This is a genomic window from Paraburkholderia nodosa DSM 21604 (assembly GCF_000519185.1).
Taxonomy (GTDB): Bacteria; Pseudomonadota; Gammaproteobacteria; order Burkholderiales; family Burkholderiaceae; genus Paraburkholderia; species Paraburkholderia nodosa.
Window position 1 is genome coordinate 27,571 of the sequence record NZ_JAFA01000016.1, and the last position, 23,527, is coordinate 51,097.

At 63.7% G+C, this 23,527-nt stretch carries 21 protein-coding genes and 1 tRNA gene; 1 reads left to right on the top strand and 21 read right to left on the bottom strand.

What is annotated here, in order from left to right; translation table 11 throughout:
• Positions 1-11 precede the first annotated feature (11 nt).
• The 15 genes from nuoH to A3CW_RS0123095 form a co-directional block, all read right to left on the bottom strand.
• Positions 12-1,076: an NADH-quinone oxidoreductase subunit NuoH gene (gene nuoH / locus A3CW_RS0123025; RefSeq protein ID WP_028205672.1), complete on the bottom strand. Its 1,065-nt coding sequence runs from the start codon at positions 1,074-1,076 to the stop codon at positions 12-14.
• Positions 1,077-3,410, bottom strand: a complete 2,334-nt coding sequence (nuoG, locus tag A3CW_RS0123030; RefSeq protein ID WP_028205673.1) for an NADH-quinone oxidoreductase subunit NuoG — start codon at positions 3,408-3,410, stop codon at positions 1,077-1,079.
• A gap of 114 nt (positions 3,411-3,524) precedes the next feature.
• On the bottom strand, positions 3,525-4,853 hold the full coding sequence (nuoF, locus tag A3CW_RS0123035; RefSeq protein ID WP_028205674.1) for an NADH-quinone oxidoreductase subunit NuoF: 1,329 nt from the start codon (positions 4,851-4,853) through the stop codon (positions 3,525-3,527).
• Entirely contained in the window at positions 4,850-5,335 is a 486-nt protein-coding gene (nuoE, locus tag A3CW_RS0123040) for an NADH-quinone oxidoreductase subunit NuoE (protein ID WP_028205675.1), read from the bottom strand. Before nuoE ends, nuoF begins: the two co-directional genes overlap by 4 nt.
• A 129-nt stretch (positions 5,336-5,464) precedes the next feature.
• A complete protein-coding gene (locus A3CW_RS0123045; protein ID WP_028205676.1) occupies positions 5,465-6,718 on the bottom strand; it encodes an NADH-quinone oxidoreductase subunit D in 1,254 nt (417 codons plus the stop codon).
• A gap of 9 nt (positions 6,719-6,727) precedes the next feature.
• Positions 6,728-7,333 carry an NADH-quinone oxidoreductase subunit C gene (locus A3CW_RS0123050; RefSeq protein WP_028205677.1) on the bottom strand — a complete coding sequence of 202 codons (606 nt, stop codon included), beginning with the start codon at positions 7,331-7,333 and terminating at the stop codon, positions 6,728-6,730.
• Between the two features lie 22 nt (positions 7,334-7,355).
• Entirely contained in the window at positions 7,356-7,835 is a 480-nt protein-coding gene (locus tag A3CW_RS0123055) for a NuoB/complex I 20 kDa subunit family protein (protein ID WP_027819582.1), read from the bottom strand.
• Positions 7,836-7,907: 72 nt separating this feature from the next.
• Positions 7,908-8,267: an NADH-quinone oxidoreductase subunit A gene (locus A3CW_RS0123060; protein ID WP_028205678.1), complete on the bottom strand. Its 360-nt coding sequence runs from the start codon at positions 8,265-8,267 to the stop codon at positions 7,908-7,910.
• Positions 8,268-8,430: 163 nt separating this feature from the next.
• Positions 8,431-8,515 (bottom strand) — tRNA-Leu (locus A3CW_RS0123065).
• Between the two features lie 110 nt (positions 8,516-8,625).
• Positions 8,626-9,030 carry a preprotein translocase subunit SecG gene (secG, locus tag A3CW_RS0123070; RefSeq protein ID WP_028205679.1) on the bottom strand — a complete coding sequence of 135 codons (405 nt, stop codon included), beginning with the start codon at positions 9,028-9,030 and terminating at the stop codon, positions 8,626-8,628.
• 101 nt (positions 9,031-9,131) lie between these two features.
• The gene (gene tpiA / locus A3CW_RS0123075) at positions 9,132-9,914 is read right to left on the bottom strand and encodes a triose-phosphate isomerase (protein ID WP_051481655.1); all 783 of its coding nucleotides are present in this window, start codon (positions 9,912-9,914) and stop codon (positions 9,132-9,134) included.
• 152 nt (positions 9,915-10,066) lie between these two features.
• A complete protein-coding gene (locus tag A3CW_RS0123080) occupies positions 10,067-11,083 on the bottom strand; it encodes an NAD(P)H-quinone oxidoreductase (RefSeq protein ID WP_028205681.1) in 1,017 nt (338 codons plus the stop codon).
• 145 nt (positions 11,084-11,228) lie between these two features.
• Complete coding sequence (gene pnp / locus A3CW_RS0123085) at positions 11,229-13,376, bottom strand: polyribonucleotide nucleotidyltransferase (protein WP_028205682.1); 2,148 nt, start codon at positions 13,374-13,376, stop codon at positions 11,229-11,231.
• Between the two features lie 365 nt (positions 13,377-13,741).
• The gene (rpsO, locus tag A3CW_RS0123090; RefSeq protein WP_028205683.1) at positions 13,742-14,011 is read right to left on the bottom strand and encodes a 30S ribosomal protein S15; all 270 of its coding nucleotides are present in this window, start codon (positions 14,009-14,011) and stop codon (positions 13,742-13,744) included.
• Between the two features lie 154 nt (positions 14,012-14,165).
• Positions 14,166-15,458, bottom strand: a complete 1,293-nt coding sequence (locus tag A3CW_RS0123095; RefSeq protein ID WP_028205684.1) for a branched-chain amino acid ABC transporter substrate-binding protein — start codon at positions 15,456-15,458, stop codon at positions 14,166-14,168.
• A 195-nt stretch (positions 15,459-15,653) separates the two neighbouring features.
• Between A3CW_RS0123095 and A3CW_RS0123100 the strand changes: the two genes are divergently transcribed.
• The gene (locus A3CW_RS0123100) at positions 15,654-16,205 is read left to right on the top strand and encodes a hypothetical protein (protein ID WP_028205685.1); all 552 of its coding nucleotides are present in this window, start codon (positions 15,654-15,656) and stop codon (positions 16,203-16,205) included.
• Between the two features lie 112 nt (positions 16,206-16,317).
• Here A3CW_RS0123100 and A3CW_RS0123105 read toward each other — a convergent pair whose 3' ends face one another.
• From A3CW_RS0123105 to A3CW_RS0123130, 6 genes are all read right to left on the bottom strand, one after another.
• Complete coding sequence (locus tag A3CW_RS0123105; protein ID WP_028205686.1) at positions 16,318-17,871, bottom strand: 2-isopropylmalate synthase; 1,554 nt, start codon at positions 17,869-17,871, stop codon at positions 16,318-16,320.
• Between the two features lie 314 nt (positions 17,872-18,185).
• A complete protein-coding gene (gene pssA / locus A3CW_RS0123110; protein WP_028205687.1) occupies positions 18,186-19,061 on the bottom strand; it encodes a CDP-diacylglycerol--serine O-phosphatidyltransferase in 876 nt (291 codons plus the stop codon).
• 12 nt (positions 19,062-19,073) lie between these two features.
• Positions 19,074-19,727 carry a phosphatidylserine decarboxylase gene (locus tag A3CW_RS0123115; RefSeq protein ID WP_028205688.1) on the bottom strand — a complete coding sequence of 218 codons (654 nt, stop codon included), beginning with the start codon at positions 19,725-19,727 and terminating at the stop codon, positions 19,074-19,076.
• Positions 19,728-19,875: 148 nt separating this feature from the next.
• Complete coding sequence (gene ilvC / locus A3CW_RS0123120; protein ID WP_028205689.1) at positions 19,876-20,892, bottom strand: ketol-acid reductoisomerase; 1,017 nt, start codon at positions 20,890-20,892, stop codon at positions 19,876-19,878.
• Between the two features lie 118 nt (positions 20,893-21,010).
• Positions 21,011-21,502, bottom strand: coding sequence for an acetolactate synthase small subunit (ilvN, locus tag A3CW_RS0123125; protein WP_028205690.1), 492 nt, complete (start codon positions 21,500-21,502; stop codon positions 21,011-21,013).
• Positions 21,503-21,617: 115 nt separating this feature from the next.
• Positions 21,618-23,393: an acetolactate synthase 3 catalytic subunit gene (locus A3CW_RS0123130; RefSeq protein WP_028205691.1), complete on the bottom strand. Its 1,776-nt coding sequence runs from the start codon at positions 23,391-23,393 to the stop codon at positions 21,618-21,620.
• Between the last annotated feature and the right edge of the window lie 134 nt (positions 23,394-23,527).

Below are 23,527 nucleotides of genomic sequence, written 5' to 3' on the forward strand. Positions count from 1 at the left end.
GTGTTCGCCCCTTATTTCCAGATGCTCAACGGCGACATGTACCAGAAGCCGACCACGATCAGCCACACGATGCACACCGGAATGAACACCTTCCAGCCGAGACGCATGATCTGGTCATAGCGATAGCGCGGGAACGTCGCGCGGGCCCAGATGAAAACCGACAGCAGACAGAAGACCTTCAACACCAGCCAGAACACGCCCGGGATGAAGTCGAGGAACGCGAACGGGGCGCTCCAACCGCCAAGGAACATCACCGAGGCAAGCGCCGAGATCACGATCATGTTGATGTACTCGGCGAGGAAGAACAGCGCGAACGCCATACCCGAGTAATCGACCATGTGACCCGCGACGATTTCCGACTCCCCTTCCACCACGTCGAACGGGTGGCGGTTCGTTTCGGCAATGCCCGAGATGAAGTAGACGACGAACATCGGCAGCAGCGGCAGCCAGTTCCACGAGAGGAACGTGATGCCCCAGTTTGCGAACATGCCGCGCATCTGGCCTTCGACGATCACCGAAAGATTCAGGCTGCCCGACACCATCAGCACGACGACGAGCGCGAAGCCCATCGAAATTTCGTACGAAACCATCTGCGCCGCGGCGCGCATGGCGCCGAGGAAGGCGTACTTCGAGTTCGACGCCCAGCCCGCCAGAATCACGCCGTACACGCCGATCGACGAGATCGCCATCGCGTAGAGCAGGCCCGCGTTGATGTCGCCGAGCACCGCGCCCGCCTGGAACGGAATCACCGCCCACACCGCGAAGGCCGGCACCACGACCATGATCGGCGCGACCATGTAGATCCAGCGGCTCGCCTGCGCGGGCTGAATCACTTCCTTGAGCAGCAGCTTCAGCACGTCGGCGATCGGCTGCAACAGACCTGCCGGGCCCACGCGGTTCGGGCCGAGACGCACGTGCATCCAGCCGATCAGCTTGCGCTCCCAGAGGATCAGGTACGCAACACACAGCAGGATCACCACCGCGACGACGAGAATGCGCACCAGCGCCCAGACGGTGGGCCATGCCACGCCGAGCAGTTGGCTGCCGCCTGCATTGATCGTATCGAACAAGCTCATTTACGCCTTCTCCACCAGCAGTTCACCGAACAGGCTGCCGAGTTGCGCACCGGCCGGCGTCGCCGCCGACACGCGCACCACCGTCGGCGCAAGATTCGCATCGCGCGTTGCAGGCGCCGTCACCGACAGATCGCCCTGGCGCACGCGCACGGCGTCGCCTTCCTTCAGGCCGAGCTGGTCGAAGTATGCCGCCGGCAGGCCGATCGCGTTCGCCACGCGGGCAGCCATGGTGAGCTGCAGCGCTTCGCCGCGGCGCACGATTTGATCGGCGTGGTAGATCGGCACGTCGGCGATGCGCTCGAAGCGGCCTTCCGCGGCCTTCGCGAGGCTGCCGCGCGCCACCGTGGCGCCGGCCTTGTTCGACAGGCGGCCTTCGAAGCTGCCGTCGCCGAGCGCCTTGCGGCGCACTTCCTCGGCGGTGTCGTATTCGAAGCCCTTGGCGCCCAGCAGCGTGCCGAGCACGCGCAGAACCTTCCATGCCGGACGCGCGTCGCCGAGCGGGCGCACGACGCCGTTGAAGGTCTGAGCCGTACCTTCGGCGTTGATGAAGGTACCCGAGGTTTCCGTGTACGGCGCGATGGGCAGCAGCACGTCCGCGTAGTCGAGGCCCGTCTTGTACGGCGAGAACACGGCGACCATTTCGGCCTGCGCGAGCGCAGCGCGCGCGGCGGCCGGGTTGGCCGTATCGAATTCCGGCTCGACGTTCAAGAGCAGATAGCCCTTGCGCGGCTGCTCGAACGCTTCGCGTGCGTTCAGGCCGTCGCGGCCCGGCAGTGCGCCGGCGATATGCGCGCCGACCGTGTTGGCCGCTTCCGTGAGGAAGCCAAGCGTCGCGCCCGTCGTTTCGGCGATGAACTGCGCGGCAGCGTGCAGGCGCGAGAATTCCGGATGCTGGACCGCGGCGTTGCCGAGCAGCACGTAGCGGCGCTCGCCGCTCGCGAGCGACGCGGCGACCTGCTTCGCGGCTTCCGTGGCCTGTGCGCCTGCGAAGCCTTCGGGCACCGCAACGCCCTTCGCCTCGGCAACGGCCGCTGCGATCGAAGCCAGTTCGTCGAGCCATGCCGAAGGCGCGGCGACGATGCGCTGTGCGTTCGGGATCAGCGAGCCGTCAGCGGTGGCCTGCAGGAAACTGACCTGTGCCCCGCCCTTCGCAGCCTGGCGCAGACGCGCGGCAAACAGCGCGTGGTCGCGGCGCAGGAACGAACCGATCACGAACGCCGAGTCGGCATACGAGAGCTCGGCGATCTTCGTGCCGAGCCACGGTGCGCCTTCGAGCGGCGCCGAGAAGTCGCTCTGGCGCAGGCGGAAGTCGACGTTCGGCGTGCCGATCGCGTCCGCGAACTGCTTCGCGAGATAGAGCTCTTCGAGCGTGCCGTGCGGGCTCGCGAGCAGCGCGAGCTGGTTCTCGCCGTGCTCGTCGCAAATGCCCTTGATGCCCTTCACGACGTATTCCAGCGCGGTCTGCCAGTCGGTTTCGATCCACTCGCCGCCCTGCTTGATCATCGGGCGCGTGAGACGGTCTTCGCTGTTCAGTCCTTCGTAGGAGAAACGGTCCTTGTCCGAGATCCAGCATTCGTTGATGGATTCGTTCTCGAACGGCAGCACGCGCATCACGCGGTTGTTCTTCACCTGCACGACGAGGTTCGCACCCGTGGCGTCGTGCGGGCTCACCGACTTGCGGCGCGACAGTTCCCAGGTCCGCGCCGAGAAGCGGAACGGCTTGCTCGTGAGCGCGCCGACCGGGCACAGGTCGATCATGTTGCCGGAGAGTTCCGAGTCGACCGTCTTGCCGACGAACGAGGTGATTTCCGAGTGCTCGCCGCGGCCGAGCATGCCGAGTTCCATCACGCCGGCGATTTCGTCGCCGAAGCGTACGCAGCGCGTGCAGTGGATGCAGCGCGACATCTCTTCCATCGAGATGAGCGGACCGACGTTCTTGTGGAACACCACGCGCTTTTCTTCGCTGTAGCGCGAGGCGGACTTGCCGTAACCGACGGCCAGATCCTGGAGTTGGCATTCGCCGCCCTGATCGCAGATCGGGCAGTCGAGCGGGTGGTTGATCAGCAGGAATTCCATCACGGCTTGCTGACCCTGCACGGCCTTGTCCGACATGGTGCGCACGACCATGCCTTGCGACACCGGCGTCGCGCACGCGGGCACGGCCTTCGGCATCTTCTCGACATCGACGAGACACATCCGGCAGTTGGCCGCGATGGAGAGCTTCTTGTGATAGCAGAAGTGCGGGATGTACGTGTCCACGCGCTGAGCAGCCTGGATCACCATGCTGCCCTCGGGCACCTGCACCTTCTTGCCGTCTATTTCAAGTTCAACCATGATGGTTAATCGTCCCTAACCTGTTACCGCTCAATTTCACAGCGGCATTCCCCGTTGCGTCGTGCTACGCGGCGATGTGCGCAACCCGGCACAACGCGCTGTCTTGACTCGCCGTCAGGCGGCCACCGTTTCCGAGGCCGCGTGCGAGCCGGCATGACCGCCGACGAGACAACGCTTGTTGTGCACGTGATATTCGAATTCGTCCCAGTAGTGCTTGAGCATGCCGCGCACCGGCATGGCCGCCGCATCGCCGAGCGCACAGATCGTGCGGCCCATGATGTTGCCCGCCACCGAGTTCAGCAGGTCCAGGTCTTCCTGGCGGCCTTCGCCGTGCTCGATGCGGTTCACCACGCGATACAGCCAGCCCGTGCCTTCGCGGCACGGCGTGCACTGGCCGCACGACTCTTCGTAATAGAAGTACGAGAGGCGCAGCAGCGAGCGCACCATGCAGCGCGTTTCGTCCATGACGATGACGGCGCCGGAGCCGAGCATCGAGCCCTGCTTGGCGATGGAGTCATAGTCCATGTCCGTCTGCATCATCAGGTCGCCCGGAATGACCGGCGCCGACGAGCCGCCCGGAATCACGGCCTTCAGTTTCTTGCCGCCGCGCATGCCGCCGGCCAGCTCCATGAGCTTCGCGAACGGGGTGCCGAGCGGGATCTCGTAGTTGCCCGGACGCTCCACGTCGCCCGAAATCGAGAAGATCTTCGTGCCGCCGTTGTTCGGCTTGCCGAGTTCCATGTACGTCTGCGGACCCACGCTCAGCAGGAACGGGACGGCTGCGAACGTCTCGGTGTTGTTGATCGTGGTGGGCTTGCCGTACACGCCGAAGCTCGCCGGGAAAGGCGGCTTGAAGCGCGGCTGGCCCTTCTTGCCTTCGAGCGACTCGAGCAGCGCGGTTTCCTCGCCGCAGATGTACGCGCCATAGCCATGGTGCGCGTGCAGCTGGAACGAGAAGTCCGTGCCGAGAATGTTGTCGCCGAGATAGCCCGCCTGGCGCGCTTCTTCCAGCGCAGCCTCGAAGCGGCGATACACCTCGAAAATCTCGCCGTGGATGTAGTTGTAGCCCACGGTGATGCCCATCGCGTACGCGCCGATGGCCATGCCTTCGATCACGCTATGCGGATTCCAGCGCAGGATGTCGCGGTCCTTGAACGTGCCCGGCTCGCCCTCGTCCGAGTTGCAGACGAGATACTTCTGCCCCGGGAACTGACGCGGCATGAAGCTCCACTTCAGGCCGGTCGGAAAGCCCGCACCGCCGCGGCCGCGCAGACCGCTCGCCTTCACGTCGGCGATCACCTGCTCGGGCGGAATCTTTTCTTCGAGAATACGGCGCAGCTGCTTGTAGCCGCCGCGCGCGACGTAGTCTTCGAGATGCCAGTTCTCGCCGTTGAGGCCCGCGAGAATCAGCGGTTTGATGTGACGGTCGTGCAACGAAGTCATTTCGAAAGCTCCTCGAGCAGCTGGTCGATCTTCTCGCGGCTCATGAAGCTGCACATGCGGTGATTGTTCACGAGCATCACCGGTGCATCGCCGCACGCGCCCATGCACTCACCTTCTTTCAAGGTGAACTTGCCGTCGGGCGTGGTTTCGCCGAAGTCGATACCGAGCTTCTGCTTCAGGTATTCGGCGGCGCTCTCCGAGCCGCCTTCCGGGCCGAGCTGGCACGGCAGATTCGTGCAGAGCGTGATCTTGTGCTTGCCGACCGGCCTCGTCTCGAACATCGTGTAGAAGGTGGCGACTTCCTGGACCGCGACAGGCGGCATGCCGATGTAGTCGGCCACGAACTGCATGATTTCGGGGGACAGCCAGCCATGCTCTTCCTGAGCAACGGCCAAAGCCGCCATCACGGCGGACTGTCGCTGATCGGCGGGATACTTCGTCAACGCGCGATCGATTTCTTTCAGGCCTTCAGCTGAGATCATTTTCAGACACGACTCTTTCAATTCCTACCGAACGAAAACCTGCCGCGCGTTCTCATACATTCGCTGCGACAGACGTGGCGTTCCATGCTGCGTGCGCCCGGGACCGGGCGCACCTTACTGCGCGCCGCCTTAGCGGTCAATTTCACCGAACACGATGTCCTGCGTGCCGATGATCGTGACCGCGTCGGCAATCATGTGGCCGCGCGCCATTTCATCGAGCGCGGACAGGTGGGCATAACCCGGCGCACGGATCTTCAGACGATACGGCTTGTTCGCGCCATCTGACACCAGGTAGATGCCGAATTCACCCTTCGGATGTTCGACGGCAGCATATGCCTCGCCTTCGGGCACGTGGAAGCCTTCCGTGAAGAGCTTGAAGTGGTGAATCAGCTCTTCCATGTTCGACTTCATGTTCACGCGCGAAGGCGGCGCAACCTTGTGATTGTCGACCATCACAGGGCCGGGATTCTTGCGCAACCACTCAATGCACTGTTTCGCGATGCGGGTGGACTGACGCATTTCTTCGACGCGCACGAGATAGCGGTCGTAGCAGTCGCCGTTCACGCCCACCGGAATGTCGAAGTCCATCTGGTCGTAGACTTCGTACGGCTGCTTCTTGCGCAGGTCCCACTCGATGCCCGAACCGCGCAGCATCGCGCCCGTCAGGCCGAGCTGCATGGCGCGCTCGGGGCTCACCACGCCGATGCCGACCAGACGCTGCTTCCAGATACGGTTGTCGGTGAGGAGCGTTTCGTACTCGTCGACGCAACCGGGGAAGCGCGTGAAGAAGTCGTCGATGAAGTCCAGCACCGAGCCCTGGCGCGCCTCGTTCATGCGGGCGAGCGCCTTCTCGTTGTGGATCTTCGACGCCTTGTATTGCGGCATTGCGTCAGGCAGATCGCGGTACACGCCGCCCGGACGGTAGTAGGCCGCATGCATGCGCGCACCCGAGACCGCCTCGTAGACGTCCATCAGATCTTCGCGCTCGCGGAACGCGTAGAGGAACACCGCCATCGCGCCGACGTCGAGCGCGTGCGAGCCGATCCACATGAGGTGGTTCAGCACGCGCGTGACTTCGTCGAACAGCACGCGGATGTACTTCGCGCGGATCGGCACTTCAATGCCGAGCAGCTTCTCGATGGCGAGCACATAGCCGTGCTCGTTGACCATCATCGACACGTAGTCGAGACGATCCATGTACGGCACCGACTGGATGAACGTCTTGCTTTCGGCGAGCTTTTCCGTCGCGCGATGCAGCAGGCCGATGTGCGGATCGGCGCGCTGGATCACTTCGCCGTCGAGCTCGAGCACGAGGCGCAGCACACCGTGCGCTGCCGGGTGCTGCGGGCCGAAGTTGAGCGTGTAGTTCTTGATCTCTGACATGCGACCCTCTTAGTGTTTCTTCAGACCGCCGTAGCGATCTTCGCGGATCACACGCGGCGTGATCTCGCGCGGCTCGATCGTGACGGGCTGGTAGACCACGCGCTTCTGCTCCGGGTCGTAACGCATTTCGACATAGCCCGAAACCGGGAAGTCCTTGCGGAACGGGTGGCCGATGAAACCGTAGTCGGTCAGGATGCGGCGCAGGTCGGGGTGGCCTTCGAAGACGATGCCGTACAGGTCGAACGCCTCGCGCTCGTACCAGTTGGCCGAATTCCAGATCTCGACGAGCGACGGCACGATAGGCACTTCGTCGTCCGGCGCGAACACGCGCAGACGCACGCGCCAGTTGTTCGCGAGCGAGAGCAGATGCGACACCGCGGCGAAGCGCGGGCCTTCCCAGGCGCCGTCACCGAAGGTCTGATAGTCGACGCCGCACAGGTCGACCAGTTGCTCGAAGCGCAGCGAGGGATTGTCGCGCAGCTCCTTGGCCACCGCGAGGGACTCGCCCGCCTTGACGACCAGCGTCAGTTCGCCGAGCGCCTCGGTGAGGCTGACGATGCGCGCGCCGAGGGTCGCTTCGAGGTTCGCTTTCAGGGTCTCGAGTTTGCTTGCCATATTGTGGGGAGGCACTCGGCCTTTATTGACGGGCGATGGTGCTGGTGCGGCGAATCTTCGCCTGCAACTGGATCACCCCGTAGACCAGGGCTTCCGCTGTCGGCGGGCACCCCGGCACATAGACGTCGACCGGCACGATGCGATCACAACCGCGCACGACCGAATACGAATAGTGGTAGTAGCCGCCGCCGTTGGCGCACGACCCCATCGAAATGACCCAGCGCGGCTCGGCCATCTGGTCGTAGACCTTGCGCAGCGCCGGCGCCATCTTGTTGCAGAGCGTACCGGCGACGATCATGACGTCCGACTGACGCGGGCTCGGACGAAACACCACGCCGAAACGGTCAAGGTCATAACGGGCCGCGCCCGCGTGCATCATCTCGACCGCGCAACACGCCAGACCGAACGTCATCGGCCACAGCGAGCCAGTGCGCGTCCAGTTGATCAGCTTGTCAGCCGTGGTGGTGACAAACCCTTCCTTCAAGACCCCTTCGATACTCATGTGCTTTCCACTCCAGACGGACAGCCCACAGTTTCCCCGCAGTGCCGCCCATGCAATCCGGCGATTAACCCATTATTCCCAGTCGAGACCACCCTTCTTCCAGATGTAGGCAAAGCCCAGCAGGAATTCGAGCAGAAACAGCATCATCGACAGGAAGCCCGGCCAGCCGATGTCGCGCAGGGCCACGCCCCACGGAAACAGGAACGCCGTTTCGAGGTCGAAGATGATGAAAAGGATGGCGACCAGGTAGTAGCGTACGTCGAACTTCATTCGGGCGTCTTCGAAGGCTTCGAAGCCGCACTCGTACGGCGAATTTTTTTCGCTGTCTGGCCGGTTGGGACCGAGGACCTTGCCGATTGTCACTAGCGCTATGCCCAGACCAACACCCACGAGGAGGAACAGAAGGACGGGGAAATAGGCAGCGAGGTTCAAGGCTATCCTCTATATCGGTTGGTTCTGAGGTTCCGCTGGAACTTGCGCCGCTCCGCGGGAATCACTTCACGTACTTCGCGCTGCGAACAGAAGACGAACACGACGTAAGAAGCAAAAATGCCAGCCGAAGCTGAAGCAAGCGGCTGGCATTTTTAGATAACATTGGTGCCGACGGCGAGACTCGAACTCGCACAGCTTTCGCCACTACCCCCTCAAGATAGCGTGTCTACCAATTTCACCACGTCGGCACTACATGCAATCCGGGACAACAAAATCTTGCAACCCGCGAATCGCTTCAAGACTTAGATTCTAACTTGTTTCCGTTTGTTGTTCAACGCACAAAACAAGTTTTTCAAACTTATTTCGGAACGTCGCTGCCGGGTTGCGAGGCTGCTGCAGCCGGCGAAGCCGCCGCCGGAGCGGATGCGCCAGGAGCAGATGCAACCGGCGCCGAAGCAGCCGGCGCCGAGGCTACGACCGGGGCTGGAACCGAAGCGCCAAGCAGGCCCGCCGAAGGCTTCGCATGATACGACCCCAGGTAAGTTAACGCAAGGGTGGAGCAGAAAAACACCGTTGCGAGAACTGCCGTAGTGCGCGAAAGGAAGTTCGCGGAGCCGCTCGCGCCGAACAGGCTGCCCGACGCGCCGCTGCCGAATGCGGCGCCCATGTCCGCGCCTTTGCCGTGCTGCAGCAAGACGAGGCCGATCACCCCGAGCGCCGACAGAAGCTGGACGACGATAATCAACGTTTTCAAATACAGCATCACACTCACCTGAGTCCTGGTTGAACGTCCGCCCCTCCCGGAGCAGACGCGTAAGCAGCCCGCACGACGCGTTCTAGTTCGAATGCTTCGTGCGCAAGCCTTTAGCTCGCGACGCTGGCGCCCGCCGCAGCGGCCACGCAGATCGCGAGGAAATCACCCTCTTTCAGCGACGCACCGCCGATCAGGCCGCCGTCGATGTCGGCCTGACGGAAGAGCTCCGCCGCATTTTCCGGCTTCACGCTGCCGCCGTAGAGCAGCGGCACGTCCGCCACTTGCGCGCCCTTGGCCACGAGGCGCGCGCGCAGGAACGCATGCACCTGCTGAGCCTGCTCCGAGCTCGCGCTCTTGCCCGTGCCGATCGCCCAGACCGGCTCGTAAGCGACGACGATACGCGCCGCCTCTTCGACCGACAGCACGGCCAGCACGGCATCGATCTGTGCGCCGACCACGCGCTCGGTCGCGCCCGACTCGCGTTCTTCGAGCGTCTCGCCTACGCAGACGATAGGCGTGAGGCCCGCCGCAAGCGCGCGCTGCGCCTTCACAGCGACGCATTCGGAACTCTCGCCGTGGTATGCGCGGCGTTCCGAGTGACCAACGATCGCAAACGTGGCTTCGAAGTCGGCAACCATGCCTGCCGCGACTTCGCCCGTATAGGCACCCTGCTCGTGCGCCGAAATGTCCTGCGCGCCCCACTGAACCCGGCTGCCGCCGAGCAGTGCCTGCGCCTGCGCGAGATACGGGAACGGCACGCACACACCAACGTGCACGTCCGGGGGCAGCGGCTGCGCGCCGCGCGCAACGCCTTCTAGCAGTGCCGCATTGGCCGCGAGGCGGCCATGCATCTTCCAGTTACCGACTACGAGCTTCGATCGTTGTTTCGTCATTGTTCCGGTTGCTGTTAAAAGCGGACGCAAAACACATAATTTTACTGCGTGAAATCCAGACGGGTCAAACCGGCCCGCCCGCGATGCACAAAAATACGCGAAAAAAATCCCGAAAAATCAAGCACGAGCAGGTCGCTCGTGCCGATGCGCCGTCAGGCCGCGCTACTCCAGTCGAGCATGATCTTGCCGATATGCTCGCTGCTTTCCATCAACGCATGGGCCTCGGCGGCCTGCGCGGCGGGGAATACGCGGAACACGACGGGTTTGATGCGGCCCTCTTCGATGAGGGGCCAGACCTTCGCCTTGAGTTCCTGAGCGATCTGGGCCTTGAACTCCACGGAACGCGCACGCAGCGTCGAACCGGTCACCGTGAGCCGGCGGCGCAGGATCTCGCCCATGTTGAGTTCGGCCTTGGAGCCGCCGAGCGTCGCGATGAGCACGATGCGGCCACCGGTCGCCAGCGCGGAAAGCTCGCGCGCCACGTAGCCGCCGGCCACCATGTCGAGAATCACGTCCACACCGCGGTCGTTCGTGAGCGCCTTCACGACCTCCACGAAATCGCTGCTGCGGTAGTTGATGGCGCGGTCGGCGCCGAGCGCCTCGCAGGCGCGGCACTTGTCGTCCGAGCCCGCGGTTGCGAACACGCGAAAGCCGAGGGCATGCGCGATCTGGATCGCCGTCACGCCGATGCCGCTCGAGCCGCCCTGCACGAGCAGCGTCTCGTTCTCGCCGCCCTCGCCCTGGCCCAGGTAGGCGCGCTGGAAGACGTTGCTCCAGACCGTGAAGAACGTTTCGGGCAGCGAGGCCGCCTCGACATCGGTGAGCCCCTTCGGCACCGGCAGGCATTGCCCTAGCGGCGCGACCGCGTATTCGGCGTAACCGCCGCCCGCGATCAGCGCGCACACGCGATCGCCAATTTTCAGGCCGAACGGATTGTTCTTCTCGTCGATCGAGCCGCCGACGATCTCGCCCGCCACCTCGAGCCCGGGCAGATCGGAAATGCCCGGCGGCGGCGCATACGAGCCCTTGCGCTGGAACACGTCGGGACGGTTCACGCCCGAGGCGCTCACCTTGATCAGCACTTCGCCAGCCTTAGGCTCGGGAGTTGGCCGTTCGGCCAGCTTGAGCACGTCCGGCGCACCGAATTCCGTAATCTCGACTGCCTTCATCTCGCGTCTCCTCAGCGCTTCGCGCCCCGTCTGGATGGCGCTGCGCACGCGACAGGATTGACGCATGCGCACTGCCATTCACCCTCATTGTCATAAAAAACGGCCGGCGCGTTCTGCACGCTGCCGGCCGTTGGAGCTTACCGCTTTACTGCTGCGGCTCGCCTTGCGGTGCGCCGTCATTGGCTTGCTCGTTGAGCAGCGCCTTGGCGGACAGGCGCACGCGGCCCTTTTCATCCGTCTGGATGACCTTGACCTTCACAACCTGGCCTTCCTTCAGATAGTCGTTGATGTCCTTGATGCGCTCGTTGGCGATCTCGGAGATGTGCAGCAGACCATCCTTGCCCGGCAGCAGGTTCACGATCGCGCCGAAGTCCAGCAGCTTGAGGACCGCGCCTTCGTACACCTGGCCCACCTCGATTTCGGCCGTGATGTTCTCGATGCGCTTCTTCGCTTCGGCCATGCCTTCGCTCGACGTCGAAGCGATGGTCACGACGCCATCATCCGAAATGTCGATGGTCGTGCCCGTTTCTTCCGTCAGCGCGCGGATCACCGAACCGCCCTTGCCGATCACGTCGCGGATCTTTTCCGGGTTGATCTTGATGGTGATCATGCGCGGAGCGTACGCCGACAGTTCGGTGTTCACGCCCGACACAGCCGAGGTCATCTTGCCGAGGATGTGCATGCGGCCTTCCTTCGCTTGCGCGAGCGCGACCTGCATGATTTCCTTGGTGATGCCCTGGATCTTGATGTCCATCTGCAGCGCGGTCACGCCTGCTTCCGTACCCGCCACCTTGAAGTCCATGTCGCCGAGGTGATCTTCGTCGCCGAGGATGTCGGTCAGCACGGCGAACTTGTTGCCTTCGAGGATCAGGCCCATCGCGATGCCGGCGACGTGCGCCTTCATCGGCACGCCGGCGTCCATCAGCGCGAGGCAGCCGCCGCACACCGATGCCATCGACGACGAACCGTTCGACTCGGTGATTTCCGAGACCACGCGGATCGAGTAGCCGAATTCTTCGGCGCTCGGCAGGCATGCGACGAGCGCGCGCTTGGCGAGACGGCCGTGGCCGATTTCACGGCGCTTGGGCGAACCGACACGGCCCGTTTCGCCGGTCGCGAACGGGGGCATGTTGTAGTGGAGCATGAAGCGGTCGCGGTACTCGCCTTCGAGCGCGTCGATGATCTGCTCGTCGCCCTTGGTGCCGAGCGTCGCGACGACCAGCGCCTGCGTTTCGCCGCGCGTGAAGAGCGCCGAACCGTGGGTGCGCGGCAGCACGCCCGTGCGGATCTCGATCGGGCGAACCGTGCGCGTGTCGCGGCCGTCGATACGCGGCTCGCCATTCAGGATCTGCGAACGGACGATCTTCGCTTCGAGGTCGAACACGATGTTGCCGACCGTGGCCTTGTCGGCCGCCGTCGTGCCGGCCGCAGCCGCTTCTTCTTCGAGCTTGGCCGACGTGGCTGCGTAGACTTCCTTCAGCTTGGTCGAACGCTGCTGCTTGTCGCGCAGTTGATACGCGGCGAGCAGGTTGTCGTTGGCGATGGCCGTGACGCGCGCGATGAGCGCTTCGTCCTTCGGCGCCGGCGTCCAGTCCCACTCGGGCTTGCCGCCGTCACGCACCAGCTCGTGGATCGCGTCGATGGCCGTTTGCATCTGCTCGTGGCCGAACACGACCGCGCCGAGCATCACGTCTTCCGGCAGCTGGTCGGCTTCCGACTCCACCATCAGCACAGCGCGCTCGGTACCGGCCACGACGAGATCGAGGCTCGATTCCTTGATCTGGGCGCGCGTGGGGTTGAGCACGTACTCGTTGTTGATGTAGGCCACGCGTGCGGCGCCCACCGGGCCGTTGAACGGCAGACCCGAGATCGCCAGCGCAGCCGACGCGCCGATCAGCGCGGGGATGTCAGCCGGGACTTCCGGGTTGATCGACAGGACGTGGATCACGACCTGGACTTCGTTGTAATAGCCTTCCGGGAAAAGCGGGCGCAGCGGACGGTCGATCAGGCGCGAGATGAGCGTCTCGCCTTCCGACGGACGGCCTTCGCGGCGGAAGAAGCCGCCCGGGATCTTGCCGGCCGAATAGGTCTTTTCGATGTAGTCGACGGTGAGCGGGAAGAAGTCCTGACCCGGCTTGGCGGTCTTCGCGCCGACGACGGTCGCGAGCACGACGGTGTCTTCGACGTCGACGATGACAGCACCGCTCGCCTGACGGGCGATCTCACCCGTTTCGAGGCGCACGTTGTGCTGGCCCCATTTGAATTCCTTCACGACTTTATTGAACATGGTCATGGTCACTCACTCCTTACTCATTTGTTATGCGCCGCCCGCACACGCGGACGATGCGGCAAGACAGGCTCCGACACCGCGCAGGAAGAGGAGTGTTATGCCATTCCAGCGGATCGCGAGGTTGCAAAACGGTTGCAATGCGGCTGTGACGCATCGCCGCGTACGATCTGCTGGAATGACACAAAGCTCTGCCCCCGAGGCCCGGCCCTGCTGCTTGTACTGCTGGTGCTACGTGGTGTTGCCTTGTGTTACGGACCGGTGTTCATCGCATCGAAGCGGCTTGAAAAGCAGCATGAAGCGCACCGTTCAAAAACAAAATGCCTGCATCAGTGGAACTGACACAGGCATCTTTGCGGAAGACCTTCCGATTACTTACGCAGACCCAGCTTCTCGATCAGCGTGCGGTAACGGTCAGCGTCCTTGCCCTTCAGGTAGTCGAGCAGCTTGCGGCGGCGGCTCACCATGCGCAGCAGACCGCGGCGGCTGTGGTGATCCTTCGCGTGCGACTTGAAGTGCGAGGTCAGTTCGTTGATACGCGACGTCAGGAGCGCAACCTGAACTTCGGGCGATCCCGTGTCATTGGTGCCGCGCGCGAATTGCGCGACGACGTCGGACTTCTTGATATCTGCTACGGACATTTTGCTTTTCCTTTAAAACAAACGAGCGGTCACGGAAGAAAGGCCGTGCCGTGGCTTGGTTCTGACTGCGTGATTGTCTTGCCGCAGGTTCGCGACAAGGGGCGTATTGTAGCACAGCCCCGATTTGCCGCGAACCCGCTTGTAAGGCGCGCCGTCAAGGCCGCTTCATCTGGCAGACCGTAGCGGGCACGGTGCGCTGCGCGGGCAGCGCCAGCACCGTGCGAAAGCCATAGCCGGAACCCTCGTTGTCGTTGCGCACGCCGGGCGTGCCCTGCTTGTCCATCTCCATGACGTAAAGGGGCTGGATCACCTGGTGGTCGTCGGCACGCATCCACATGGGGTGAAAGCCATTGTCGAATCGCATGCCCTCCAGCGCCTTCGCGACCGCGCCGGGATCGGCCGTGCCCGCCTTCGTCATGGCCTGCGCGAGCATCTCCACCATCATCGACATGCGCAGCACCGGGTAGTCGTCCTTAGCCGCCGGGTAGCGGGCGCGGAACGCCTTGTACCACGCGTCGGAGGCCGCGCCGCCTACGTTCGGGTGCCAGTCGGCCACAGCGATCACGCGCTTCACGCCCGCGTCGCCCAGCGCCGCCGGTGCGCCCAGGCTGTTGCCGTAGAAGGTGTAGAACTTGGTGTCGAGGCCCTGCTCACGCGCGGCCTTCACGAGCAGCGTGAGGTCGTTGCCCCAGTTTCCGGTGATGACGGCGTCGGCGCCCGCGGCGCGAATCTTGGCGATGTAAGGCGCGAAGTCCTTCACGCGGCCAATGGGGTGGAACTCGTCGCCGACGACGGCAATGTCCGGACGGTCCTTCGCCAGCGCGGCGCGCGCGAGCGTGCTCACGTCGTGGCCGAAGCTGTAGTCCTGGTTGAGCAGATACACCTTCTTCACCGACTTGTCCGCGGCGATCACTTCCGCGAGCGCGTCCATGCGCATGCCCGCGTGCGCGTCGAAGCGGAAATGCCAGAAGCTGCAATTCGCGTTGGTGAGCGCGGGGTCGTCGGCAGAATAGTTGAGGAAGAGCTCGCGGTTCTCCGGATCGCGCGCGGCCTGGCGATCGACCGCCGACTCGAGCGCCGCCGCCACCGCCGAGCTGTTGCCCTGCATGACATAGCCGATATGGCGGTCCTGCGCCATGCGCAGCTGTACGAGCGCCGCCTCGGGGCTGCCCTTGCTGTCGAGCGTCACCAGTTCGAGCGGATGCGCCCCGTCACGCAGCACGACGCCGCCGCGCGCGTTGACCCGCTCCACGCCGAAGCGCAGGTTGCGCTCGACGGCCGCGCCCGCGTCCGCGAACGGGCCCGACATGCCTTCGATGAGCGCGAGCTGGATCGGCTTGCCGGTCGGCGCCTCATCCGCCCGTGCGCCGGTTGCGGCCGCGAGCCCTGCCGCCAGCGCCGTCATGGCGACCATGATCGCCACCGCACGCGCCATGCGTGCCGTCATGCGCTTTTCTCTCATTGTTTGATGCCAGCCCGATTGTCATTCGAAGCGCGGATCATAGGCCGCGAGGCCGGGCGACGGCAAGGCCGCGATCCTCCGCGTGCGCGGACAGGCCCGCCCCGCGAGCGCCTCGCGCCGTGTCAAAATAAGGGTTCCACATTCACGGCGGTCATTGAAACCTTGCCATCGGGGGACATCATGTTCACGCGCCTATTCACCTCGCTCGCAACGCCCGTGCGCCTCGCCTCGCGCCGCTTGCGTCTCGGGCTCCTCGCGGGCGTGGGCGCACTCGCGCTCGCCGGCTGTGCGCAGCCGTGGCAGCAATTCCATGCTGGCGACGACGCGCAGTCCGTGATCGCCCGCTTCGGCCCGCCGGCTGAAACCTACGACCTGCCCGACGGCGGCAAGCGCCTGATGTGGCCGACCCAGCCGATGGGCGAAACCACCACCGCCGCCGACATCGACGCGAGCGGCAAGGTCGTGAACCTGCGCCAGGTGCTGCAGCCCAACGAGTTCTATCGCGCGGAAATCGGCAAATGGACGCGCACCGACGTGCTCGTGAACTTCGGCCGCCCGGTCGAAACCTCCTACTTCCCGCTGATGAAGAAGGAAGCGTGGACCTACCGCTACCTCGAAGACAACGTCTGGTACATGCTCTACAGCTTCTACTTCGACGACCAGGGCATTCTGCGGCTCACGCAGAAGACGCCCGATCCGCTGCACGATCCGGATCGCCGCAGCCTGTTCTGATTGTTTTGATCGCGCCCCCGGGCGCAGCAAAGAACAAAACCCCCGCGCTCTCGCGAGCCGGGGGTTTTTGATTGCCTGGCGCTGCGAGCGAGGCAAGACGCCTCGCCACCGCTTACACCGCTTCGGAGCGCTGCGGATTGACCTTGTCGCCCGAGTAGAGCTTGTTGAGCGCGGAGATATACGCCTTCGCCGAAGCGGCAACGATATCCGGATCGGTGCCCACGCCATTGACGATGCGGCCGGCCTTCGAGAGACGCACGGTCACTTCGCCCTGCGCCTGGGTGCCCGTCGTGATCGCGTTCACCGAGTACAGCAAAAGCTCCGAGCCGCTGCCCACTTCGGTTTCGATCGCGTTGAGCGTGGCGTCGACCGGGCCGTTGCCCGCGGCTTCGCCGGTCACTTCCTTGCCGTCTGCCGAGAACACGACGCGTGCGTGCGGACGCTCACCCGTCTCCGAATGCTGCGCAAGCGAGATGAACTTGAAGTGCTCCTGATCCTGCGCCTGGGCCGACTCTTCCGTGACGATCGCGATGATGTCTTCGTCGAAGATTTCGGACTTGCGGTCGGCCAGCTCCTTGAAGCGCGCGAACGCGTTGTTCAGTTCGCCTTCGCTGTCGAGCTGGATGCCCAGTTCCTGCAGGCGCTGCTTGAACGCATTGCGGCCCGAGAGCTTGCCGAGCACGATCTTGTTCGCGCTCCAGCCCACGTCTTCCGCGCGCATGATCTCGTAGGTGTCGCGCGCCTTGAGCACGCCGTCCTGGTGGATGCCCGACGCGTGCGCAAACGCGTTCGCGCCGACGACGGCCTTGTTCGGCTGCACCACGAAGCCGGTGATCTGCGAAACCAGCTTCGAGGCCGGCACGATCTGCGTGGTGTCGATGCCGAGATCGAGACCGAAGTAGTCCTTGCGGGTCTTCACGGCCATCACGATTTCTTCGAGCGACGTGTTGCCCGCGCGTTCGCCGAGACCGTTGATCGTGCACTCCACCTGGCGCGCGCCGCCGATCTGCACGCCGGCCAGCGAGTTCGCCACGGCCATGCCGAGGTCGTTATGGCAGTGCACCGAGAACACAGCCTTGTCCGAGTTCGGAATGCGCTCGCGCAACGTCTTCACGAGGTTGCCGTACAGCTCGGGAATGCCGTAGCCGACCGTATCGGCGATATTGATCGTGGTCGCGCCTTCGTTGATGACGGCTTCGAGCACGCGGCACAGGAAGTCCATGTCCGAGCGGCTGCCGTCTTCGGGCGAGAACTCCACGTCGTTCGTGAACTTGCGCGCGAAGCGCACCGCCAGCTTCGCCTGCTCGAGCACCTGCTCGGGCGACATGCGCAGCTTCTTCTCCATGTGCAGCGCCGAGGTGGCGATGAACGTGTGGATGCGGAAGTGGTCGGCGACCTTGAGCGCGTCGGCGGCGCGCTGGATGTCCTTGTCGTTCGCGCGGGCGAGCGAGCAGATCGTGCTGTCCTTGATCATGCCGGCGATCGTCTGGATCGCGTCGAAGTCGCCGTTCGAGCTGGCCGCGAAGCCCGCTTCGATGATGTCGACCTTCATGCGCTCGAGCTGCTTCGCGATGCGGATTTTCTCTTCCTTCGTCATCGACGCGCCAGGCGACTGCTCGCCGTCACGCAACGTCGTATCGAAGATGATGAGCTTGTCTGCTGCCATTTCGGGTCTCCAGGGGGACTTGTTCAGTGTCTAAAACGGATTCTGGGTGTTCGCGCCACCGATGGCGACGCTGACAATGAACGAGGCTTACGGAGGGCGAGCGAGATCAGCGCGGCAGGCGCGCTAGCGCTAGCGTGCTTGGTAGCGCGCCGGCTTGAAGGGAGAAGAGGGGGAACTGGATGGTGTCCATGCCGCCGACTATAGCCGGAATCCGCCGATAGCGCAATTGGAGGCAACCAGCGTGGGGCGAGCGCGAAAAGAAAAAGGGCCACGCTCGCGCGCGGCCCTCTTTGCGGCACGCCCTCACCCGCGCCCTAGCGCTCGCGCGGCGACGAGCGCGCCGGATTCGAGCGCCCGCGCACGGCCTGGTACGCCCAGAACACATAGCCCGAGAGGCCGTAGAGCACGAACAGGCCGAACAGCATCAGCGGCGGATCGGACGACACCAGCACGAACGCCACCACCACGAGCAGCGTGGCCGCGAACGGCACGCGATGGCGCACGTCGAGCGCCTTGCCGCTGTAGAACGGCGCGTTGGACACCATCGTCACGCCCGCGTAGATCGTCAGCACGAAGGCCACCCACGGCAGCCATGAGAGCTTCACGGGCACGCGGTTGTCGGTGGCGAGCCAGACGAAGCCGGCAATGAGCGCGGCCGCGGCCGGGCTTGGCAGGCCCTGGAAGAAGCGCTTGTCCACCACGCCGATGTTCGTGTTGAAGCGCGCAAGACGCAGCGCCGCGCCCGAACAGTAGACGAATGCCGCGAGCCAGCCCCAGCGCCCGAGATCCTTGAGCACCCACTCGTACATCACGAGCGCGGGCGCCACGCCGAACGACACCATGTCCGAGAGGCTGTCGAACTGCTCGCCGAACGCGCTTTGCGAGTGCGTCATGCGCGCCACGCGCCCGTCCATGCCGTCGAGCACCATTGCCACGAAAATGGCGATGGCCGCCACCTCGAAGCGCACGTTCATGGCCTGCACGACCGCGAAGAAGCCGCAGAAGAGCGCCGCCGTGGTGAACGCGTTCGGCAGCAGGTAGATGCCGCGCTTCTTCAGGAACTCCTGGCGCGCCGCGCGCCGGTTCGCGGCGACGCCCATGGGCTCCTGGACGGCCTTGTTGCGCCGGAACGGCCGCGGCAGCGGGCCGCCGGCGGGGTTACGGGGTCGACGCTGTTTGAATCCGGCCATCGCAACCCTCCTTTATGCCGATTGGGTCGGCAGTTCGGCGAGGATCGTCGACGAGGCAGACACCTTCTCGCCAATCGACACACGCGGGCGGCTGCCCACGGGCAGGTAGACGTCGACGCGCGAGCCGAAGCGGATGAAGCCATAGCGCTGGCCGCGCGAAAGCGGCTCACCGGCACGCACGTAGCAGAGAATGCGGCGCGCGATGAGGCCCGCGATCTGCACGGAGGTGACGGTCGTGCCGTCGGCCATCGTCAGGACCACGGCATTGCGCTCGTTCTCGGTCGAAGCCTTGTCGATGGCGGCGTTCAGGTACGCGCCCGGAAAGTACTCGACCTTGGCGACGGCGCCGTCCACGGGCGAACGTTGCGAGTGGACGTTGAAGACGTTCATGAACACGCTGATCTTGAGCGCTTCACGGTTTGCATACGGGTCGTGCGCGGTTTCCACGGCGACGATGCGGCCGTCCGCCGGGCACAGCACGGCGTTGGCCTGGCTCGGGATCGGGCGCGGCGGATCGCGGAAAAACTGGACGACGAAGATCAGGATCAGCCAGAAGGGCCATGCGAGTCCGAAGCCTGCGACCGCATGGATCAAGAGCGCCACGACGGCCGCAATGGCGATGAACGGCCAGCCTTCGCGCGCGATGATCGGATGAGGGTAATTCATGGTGGCTTCGCTGTTATTTTAAAAACCGTAGGATAGCAAAAGCCGCCCAGGGTTCATCCCACCTGGGCGGCTTTTTCGGGTCTAGCTCAGGTCAAACTGATGAGTGACGGCAAAAAACCGTACACGCGATCAGATTGATGCCGTCAGATTAGTTCTTCGACTGGTCGACGAGCTTGTTCGCGGCGATCCACGGCATCATCGCGCGCAGCTTCGCACCGACCACTTCGATCTGGTGCTCGGCGCCGAGACGGCGGCGCGATTGCAGCGTGGGTGCGCCGGCCTTGTTTTCCAGGATGAAGCTCTTGGCGTATTCACCGGTCTGGATGTCCTTCAGGACTTCCTTCATGACCTTCTTCGTCTCGGCCGTGATGACGCGCGGGCCCGTCACGTACTCGCCGTACTCGGCGTTGTTCGAGATCGAGTAGTTCATGTTGGCGATGCCGCCTTCATAGATCAGGTCGACGATCAGCTTCAGTTCGTGCAGGCACTCGAAGTAAGCCATTTCCGGCGCGTAGCCGGCTTCGACCAGCGTTTCGAAGCCAGCCTTGATCAGGTCGACCGTACCGCCGCACAGCACGGCTTGTTCGCCGAACAGGTCGGTTTCGGTTTCTTCGCGGAAGTTCGTTTCGATGATGCCGGCACGGCCGCCGCCGTTCGCCGCTGCGTACGACAGGGCGATGTCACGCGCTGCGCCCGACTTGTCCTGGTGGACAGCGATCAGGTGGGGCACGCCGCCGCCTTGCGAGTAGGTGCCGCGGACCGTATGGCCCGGCGCCTTCGGGGCGATCATGATGACGTCCAGATCCGCGCGCGGGATCACCTGGCCGTAGTGCACGTTGAAGCCGTGCGCGAACGCGAGCGCTGCGCCGTTCTTGATGTTCGCGTGGACTTCCTTCGCGTAGACATCGGCGATCTGCTCGTCGGGCAGCAGCATCATGACGACGTCGGCGTTCTTCACCGCTTCGGCCACTTCCTTGACCTGCAGGCCGGCGTTCTCAGCCTTGCTCCACGATGCGCCGTTCTTGCGCAGACCGACCGTGACGTTCACGCCGCTGTCCTTCAGGTTCAGCGCGTGTGCGTGGCCTTGCGAGCCGTAACCGATGATCGTGACCTGCTTGCCCTTGATGAGGGAGAGATCGGCGTCCTTGTCGTAGAAAACTTTCATGTTGGTTCCTTGGCGAGAGTCTGGTGAATATCGGTACTGCTGTTAGCTTTTGCTTCACCGGATGCGTCATTATTTGCGCATCCGGCCAGGTTCCGGTGCAAGATCGACTGTGGTCGGGTCACACCTTCAGAATGCGCTCTCCGCGCCCAATGCCCGAGCCGCCCGTACGGACGGTTTCGAGAATCGCGGTCGCATCGATCGCTTCGATGAACGCGTCGAGCTTCTCGCTCGCGCCCGTCAGTTCGATCGTGTAGGTCTTTTCGGTGACGTCGATGATGCGGCCGCGGAAAATATCCGCCATCCGCTTCATCTCCTCACGTTCCTTGCCGACCGCCCTTACCTTGATCAGCATCAGCTCGCGCTCGATGTGGGCGCCCTCGGTAAGGTCGACCACTTTCACCACCTCGATCAGGCGGTTCAGATGCTTCGTGATCTGTTCGATCACGTCGTCCGAGCCAATGGAAACGATGGTCATGCGCGACAGCGAACGGTCTTCGGTCGGCGCCACCGTCAAGGTTTCAATGTTGTAGCCGCGTGCAGAGAAGAGGCCGACCACGCGCGAGAGCGCGCCCGGCTCGTTTTCCAGCAGAACGGAAATAATGTGTCTCATGATGTGATCCGCGATTTATCCAGTTTGACGAGGCTGCCGCCCTCCCCTGCGAACCCGCGCGCCCGTTGTGTGGACGCGCGCCGCGCGAAGTCGAAACGGCGCCGTGCAAATACCGTTACAGGTCTTCCGAGCCGAGCAGCATCTCGGTGATGCCCTTGCCGGCCTGTACCATCGGCCAGACGTTTTCGGAAGGGTCGGTCTGGAAATCGAGGAACACCGTGCGGTCCTTCAAACGCAGCGCTTCCTTGAGCGCCGGCTCGACGTCCGCCGTCTTTTCGATCCGCATGCCGACGTGGCCGTACGCTTCGGCGAGCTTCACGAAGTCAGGCAGCGCATCCATATAGGAATGCGAATAGCGCTTGCTGTATTCGATCTGCTGCCACTGGCGGACCATGCCGAGGTAGCGGTTGTTCAGCGAAATGATCTTCACGGGCGTGTCGTACTGCTTGCAGGTCGACAGCTCCTGAATACACATCTGGATCGAGCCTTCGCCCGTGATGCACAGCACGTCGTCGTCGGGGTGCGCCATCTTCACGCCCATCGCCGCCGGCAGGCCGAAGCCCATGGTGCCGAGGCCACCGGAGTTGATCCAGCGGCGCGGCTGGTTGAAGCGGTAGAACTGTGCGGCCCACATCTGGTGCTGGCCCACGTCCGAACACACGAAAGCGTTGCCGCCCGTGAGCTCCCACGCCTTTTCCACCACGTACTGCGGCTTGATGATCTCGCTCGAACGGTCGAACTTCAGGCAGTTCTTCTCGCGCCAGCCTTCGATGTCCTTCCACCAGTCGGCGAGCGCGGCCGTATCCGGGCCGTGTTCGGCGTGCTGAAGCTGCTCGATGAGCTCCTTGAGCACTTCCTTCACGTCGCCGACGATGGGGATATCGACCTTCACGCGCTTGCTGATCGACGACGGATCGATGTCGATGTGGATGATCTTGCGCGGACGCGAAGCGAAGTGCGCGGGGTCGCCGATCACACGGTCGTCGAAGCGCGCACCGATCGCGATCAGCACGTCGCAGTGCTGCATCGCCATGTTGGCTTCGTAGGTGCCGTGCATGCCAAGCATGCCGAGGAACTTGCGGTCGCTCGCGCGGTAGCCGCCCAGACCCATCAGCGTGTTCGTGACCGGGTAGCCGAGCAGATCCGCGAACTGGTTCAGTTCGCGCGACGCATCCGCGAGGATGATGCCGCCGCCGGTGTAGATGTACGGACGCTTGGCCGAGAGGAGCAGCGACACCGCCTTGCGGATCTGCCCCGAGTGGCCCTTGGTGACCGGGTTGTACGAACGCAGCGTAACGCTTTTGATCGGTTCATACGTGCACGGCGTCTTCGACACGTCCTTCGGAATGTCGATCAGCACGGGGCCGGGACGGCCGGTGCGCGCAATGAAAAAAGCTTTCTTGACGGTAGCGGCGAGGTCGCGCACGTCCTTCACGAGGAAGTTGTGCTTCACGCAGGGACGCGTGATGCCGACCGTGTCGCACTCCTGGAAGGCGTCTTGACCAATCGCGGCGGTAGGCACCTGGCCGCTGATGATCACCATCGGGATCGAATCCATGTAGGCCGTCGCGATGCCCGTCACCGCATTGGTGACGCCAGGCCCCGAGGTCACGAGACACACGCCGACGTTGCCGGTCGAACGCGCATAGGCGTCGGCCGCGTGCACGGCTGCCTGTTCGTGGCGCACGAGAATGTGCTGAATCTTGTCCTGCTTGTACAGCTCGTCGTAAATGTAGAGTACCGAGCCGCCGGGATAGCCCCAGATGAATTCGACCTGCTCGTCCGCGAGCGCCTTCATCAGCACGGTTCCGCCGATGGAGGTATGAGCTTGAGGGTCAGATTCTTGCGAAGGGGGGACCGACGTGGAGAATTCCGCGCTGGGCATGTTCATCATTGACCTTTCGAATTTTCGGCAAAAAATTGATCGGGTGCTCTCTGCCGGGCTTGTGGCTCGGGTTCAAGCGGCGCGTCCAGTTGACAGATGAGCTTCTTGGGCCACATCCGAATTGAGACAAGTCACTTATG

Excerpts from the sequence above, each read along its gene's own strand:
- A3CW_RS0123045 (WP_028205676.1), bottom strand. The coding sequence starts at position 6,718 with ATGTCAGAGATCAAGAACTACACGCTCAACTTCGGCCCGCAGCACCCG.
- rpsO (WP_028205683.1), bottom strand. The coding sequence starts at position 14,011 with ATGTCCGTAGCAGATATCAAGAAGTCCGACGTCGTCGCGCAATTCGCG.
- pssA (WP_028205687.1), bottom strand. The coding sequence starts at position 19,061 with ATGGCCGGATTCAAACAGCGTCGACCCCGTAACCCCGCCGGCGGCCCG.
- A3CW_RS0123080 (WP_028205681.1), bottom strand. The coding sequence starts at position 11,083 with ATGAAGGCAGTCGAGATTACGGAATTCGGTGCGCCGGACGTGCTCAAG.
- A3CW_RS0123095 (WP_028205684.1), bottom strand. The coding sequence starts at position 15,458 with ATGACGGCACGCATGGCGCGTGCGGTGGCGATCATGGTCGCCATGACG.
- pnp (WP_028205682.1), bottom strand. The coding sequence starts at position 13,376 with ATGACCATGTTCAATAAAGTCGTGAAGGAATTCAAATGGGGCCAGCAC.
- A3CW_RS0123130 (WP_028205691.1), bottom strand. The coding sequence starts at position 23,393 with ATGAACATGCCCAGCGCGGAATTCTCCACGTCGGTCCCCCCTTCGCAA.
- A3CW_RS0123105 (WP_028205686.1), bottom strand. The coding sequence starts at position 17,871 with ATGGCAGCAGACAAGCTCATCATCTTCGATACGACGTTGCGTGACGGC.
- nuoH (WP_028205672.1), bottom strand. The coding sequence starts at position 1,076 with ATGAGCTTGTTCGATACGATCAATGCAGGCGGCAGCCAACTGCTCGGC.
- nuoF (WP_028205674.1), bottom strand. The coding sequence starts at position 4,853 with ATGACTTCGTTGCACGACCGTCACATCAAACCGCTGATTCTCGCGGGC.
- nuoE (WP_028205675.1), bottom strand. The coding sequence starts at position 5,335 with ATGATCTCAGCTGAAGGCCTGAAAGAAATCGATCGCGCGTTGACGAAG.
- tpiA (WP_051481655.1), bottom strand. The coding sequence starts at position 9,914 with ATGACGAAACAACGATCGAAGCTCGTAGTCGGTAACTGGAAGATGCAT.
- A3CW_RS0123055 (WP_027819582.1), bottom strand. The coding sequence starts at position 7,835 with ATGAGTATCGAAGGGGTCTTGAAGGAAGGGTTTGTCACCACCACGGCT.
- ilvC (WP_028205689.1), bottom strand. The coding sequence starts at position 20,892 with ATGAAAGTTTTCTACGACAAGGACGCCGATCTCTCCCTCATCAAGGGC.
- secG (WP_028205679.1), bottom strand. The coding sequence starts at position 9,030 with ATGCTGTATTTGAAAACGTTGATTATCGTCGTCCAGCTTCTGTCGGCG.
- A3CW_RS0123115 (WP_028205688.1), bottom strand. The coding sequence starts at position 19,727 with ATGAATTACCCTCATCCGATCATCGCGCGCGAAGGCTGGCCGTTCATC.
- A3CW_RS0123050 (WP_028205677.1), bottom strand. The coding sequence starts at position 7,333 with ATGGCAAGCAAACTCGAGACCCTGAAAGCGAACCTCGAAGCGACCCTC.
- nuoG (WP_028205673.1), bottom strand. The coding sequence starts at position 3,410 with ATGGTTGAACTTGAAATAGACGGCAAGAAGGTGCAGGTGCCCGAGGGC.
- ilvN (WP_028205690.1), bottom strand. The coding sequence starts at position 21,502 with ATGAGACACATTATTTCCGTTCTGCTGGAAAACGAGCCGGGCGCGCTC.
- A3CW_RS0123100 (WP_028205685.1), top strand. The coding sequence starts at position 15,654 with ATGTTCACGCGCCTATTCACCTCGCTCGCAACGCCCGTGCGCCTCGCC.